The following is a 3,571-nucleotide window of genomic DNA, read 5'->3' on the forward strand; positions in this document are numbered from 1 at the left end:
AGTGGCTTCGGCTCGGGAGTAGCCGCCCGACAATGCCAGCACCCGGAGCACCCGTGGGTGCTCTACGAGCTCGTGGTAGAGGTTCGCGACTTCGGGAAGCGTCAGTTTGAGGATGACTGACTGGTCCTCACCGAGATGGTCCAACTCACTGTGGAGTGCCGCTTTGAGCTGCTTCTCCGTCTCAGCCTTCCGGGGGCTATGGATATCGACCTCCGGCTCAACAATAGGGACCAGACCGAACTGGAGGATCTGTTGAGCGATCGCGAATTGCTGCGCGACCACAGCGTGGAGCCCCTCCCCTGGCTCTTTGATGAGCGAACGCATTTTGGTGCCGAACATGCCTTTGCTGACCGCACTCTTGAGCAGGTTGTTTAGGTCAGGGATGGGCTTCATCACCTGAGCTCCGTGTGATTCTTCAGCCAGTCCCTTGTCGATCTTGAGGAACGGCACGATGCCCTTGACGTCCCAGAGGTAATCTCCCGTGGGGGTTCCTTCGATGTCACGGTTCATCGTGTCTTCGAACAGGATAGCCCCGAGGATGCGGGCACCATCGAAGCTTGGGCTTGTGATAATCCGGGTCCGCATCTCGTGCACTAGGTCGAGCATCACTTCCTGGTTGGGATAGGCGTCCGCCTCGATTCCGTAGAGTTTCAAAGCTTTCGGTGTGCTGCCCCCGCTTTGATCTAACGCTGCGATGAAACCGACCTCGTTCTTGACCCTGTCCTGTTTAGCTGAGTCCATGGCTCCCCCTCGGTGTACTCGAACTGCTGCTGTGCTTCTTGAGCCTACTGTCCCCCACAGTTATTTGTCTCTTCCCTCGGACCGACGCGAGTCGTGCAGCCTCGATCTGTCATGTCGGCGCCATCTTCGGCTGCCTGTAAGGGTCGTGCAAATGGATCCCGATTCACGGCAATTCGAAGTTAGCAGTCACGCTCGCCTTCGTCTTCTCGGCGGAGGATCATTCTTCATCGGCGCGATAGGAAGAACAGCCATCAATACGCACTACGTGATACCCCGAAAAATCATCGCCTATAAGCAGTCGGAGAACAGCTCTTGTAAACGGACCGGCATTTCCTATCGGTAGGATGACGGACCTAACCACCAGTCGCCCGATCGGTGTTGAGGGAGGCCTTCATGGTCATCAATGAGGGCCATCCGCAGCTCACGACTGCGGCTAGATTGGAGTTTTCTGCGGTCAAGTCCTGAGTAGTGGTGTATGAGTCGTGTTCGCGGTGTGCTCTCGTTTCAGGGTGTGTTCAGGCGGGGATGGCTTCGAGGGTGGGCTCTGTGGTGCTCACCTCCTGACTGCTGGTGGGCTCGAGGGCCTGGGCTGCTTCGATGGCTTCCAGCGAGAGGTATCGGCGGGCTTCTGCCCATTCATCGTGCTGCTCAGCCAGCACCGCACCGACCAGCCGGATGATGGAGTCGCGGTCGGGGAAGATCCCCACGACATCGGTGCGGCGGCGGATCTCGCGGTTGAGTCTCTCGTTGGGGTTGTTGGACCAGACTTTGCGCCAGATCTGCTTGGGGAAGGCGGTGAAGGCCAGGATGTCTTCCCGGGCGGCGGCGAGGTGGTCAGCGACCTTGGGCAGCTTGGCATCGAGGTCCTCAACGACTCGGTCGAACTGGGCATGGACGGCCTCAGGGCCGGGCTGGTCATAGATGCTGTGCAGCAACGCCCGCACTGCTGGCCACTGCTGCTTGGGAGTGATGCTCATCAGGTTCACCGCGTAGTGGGTCCTGCACCGCTGCCAGGCTGCCCCAGGCAGGGTCGCGGCCACCGCGGCCTTCAGCCCCGGGTGGGCATCAGAAGTGACCAGCTTGACCCCGGACAGGCCCCTTGCGACCAGGTCGCGGAAGAAGGACAGCCACCCGGCTCCGTCCTCAGCAGAGGTGACCTGGACCCCGAGGATCTCACGGTATCCGTCGCTGTTGACTCCGGTAGCGATCAGCGCGTGGACGTTGATCACTCGCCCATGCTCACGGACCTTGATCACCAAAGCATCAGCGGCGACCAGGGTGTAGGGCCCGGCATCCAACGGCCGGGTGCGGAAGGCCTCGACCTGCTCATCGAGCTCGGCGGCCATGTCACTGACCTGGGACTTCGACAGGCTGGTGATCCCCAAAGAGCCGACCAGCTTGTCCATCCGGCGGGTGCTGACACCGAGGAGGTAGCAGGTGGCCACCACCGAGGTCAGAGCCCGCTCCGCGCGTTTCTTGCGCTCCAGCAGCCAGTCGGGGAAGTAGGAGCCTTCCCGCAGCTTCGGCACCGCGACATCGATGGTCCCAGCCCGGGTATCGAGCTCTCGGTGCCGGTAGCCGTTGCGCCGGTTGCTCCGGGATGCATCACGGGCACCGTACTCGGCCCCACAGACCGCGTCAGCCTCGGCCGAGAGCAGGGTGTTGATGAAGATCTGCAGCAGTTCCCGAATCAGGTCCGGAGAGGCCTGCAGGACCTCTTTCTCCAGAAGGGCCTTCAGGTCGATACTGGAAGGGGTGACGGTCATCGTCGTGGCTCCTTTCGAGAGTGCTGTGAGAGGTTCACTGGAAAGAACACGCGGTGGCCGTCACTGTCATTCCAACAGCCAGCTCACCGAGGCTCGTACACCACTATCCCGGACGCTACTTTTTCTGCTCTTAGCCTGGTGTTTAGCAGGCGTAGTGTTCCCGTCCCAGCAGATTCCTATGAAGCTTCTATATCTCGTCAACCCCTTGCTGAAGTCGAGGCTGCGGTGTTGAGCTTTCTGTAGATGCTTCGGGCGAGGTAGCGTTTGAGGACCCTTCGGGTCTCGCGGTCTGTTTGGCCTTCTGCGCGGCGTTTTTCCACATAGGTGCGGGTGTCCGGGTCGTGGACCATGCGCACCATCGCGATGACGTTAAGCGCACGATTGAGCTGTCGGTCACCGCGGCGGTTAAGACGATGCCGAACCGTGTTTCCGGAGGAAGCAGGGATCGGGTTGACCCCGGCGATCGCTGCGAAGGCGGCCTCGTTCTTTATGCGTCCGGGGTGGGACCAGACCACCAGTGCTTTGGCTGCAGTGACTGGGCCGACCCCGGTCCACTCAAGGAGGCCTGCAGCAGGGCTGGCGGCCACAAACTCAGTGAGGCGGGCATGGTTGTCTCTGAGGTCGGTATCGATGGCGGGGATCCGCTTGGCCAAGCGGACCGCCTCTGTTCGTGCTACTGCTGCGGCGGGTTCTTCGGCTCTGGTCCTCCACCGTGCGATGTCAGTGATTTTCTCAGCGCCAAGCGGCTTCCGAGCATCGATGCCGAGGTCGGTGATGCGCAGCAACGCGGTCAGAGCCTTGACTGCCCTGGTGCGTTCGTTGGTGAGATGTTCCCGGGAAGTCAACAGCACCTGGACTGCTGCCCTGGTGCCGTCTTCTTGGCGTCGATGTCGTAACTGATCTGTGGTTAGAGTCAGTGTGGCGGTGGCGATGTGACGAGCGTCGAGGGCATCAGACTTTCCCTTGGCGCCTCTGTCGCGGCGCGGCATGGGAGAAGCCTCGATGAGTAGCGTCCTCTAATGTGGTGTACGGCTCCCCGGTGAGCACGTCGTTCTTACGAGAGT

The 3,571-nt window shown here is 60.9% G+C and carries 3 protein-coding genes; all 3 read right to left on the reverse strand.

Annotated elements, in window-relative coordinates; translation table 11 throughout:
• Positions 1-741: class I fructose-bisphosphate aldolase (locus GNZ21_RS11590; protein WP_157324518.1), on the reverse strand; the 741-nt coding region annotated here is incomplete at its 3' end.
• A 515-nt stretch (positions 742-1,256) separates the two neighbouring features.
• Entirely contained in the window at positions 1,257-2,507 is a 1,251-nt protein-coding gene (locus GNZ21_RS11595) for an IS256 family transposase (protein ID WP_157324520.1), read from the reverse strand.
• 197 nt (positions 2,508-2,704) lie between these two features.
• Positions 2,705-3,496: a transposase gene (locus GNZ21_RS11600; protein WP_157324522.1), complete on the reverse strand. Its 792-nt coding sequence runs from the start codon at positions 3,494-3,496 to the stop codon at positions 2,705-2,707.
• Positions 3,497-3,571 lie beyond the last annotated feature (75 nt).

The sequence above is a fragment of the Nesterenkonia alkaliphila genome (assembly GCF_009758175.1).
Taxonomy (GTDB): domain Bacteria; phylum Actinomycetota; class Actinomycetes; order Actinomycetales; family Micrococcaceae; genus Nesterenkonia; species Nesterenkonia alkaliphila.

Bases quoted from the DNA above. Each gene is read 5' to 3' on its own strand.
- GNZ21_RS11600 (WP_157324522.1), bottom strand. From the start codon at position 3,496: ATGCCGCGCCGCGACAGAGGCGCCAAGGGAAAGTCTGATGCCCTCGAC.
- GNZ21_RS11595 (WP_157324520.1), bottom strand. From the start codon at position 2,507: ATGACCGTCACCCCTTCCAGTATCGACCTGAAGGCCCTTCTGGAGAAA.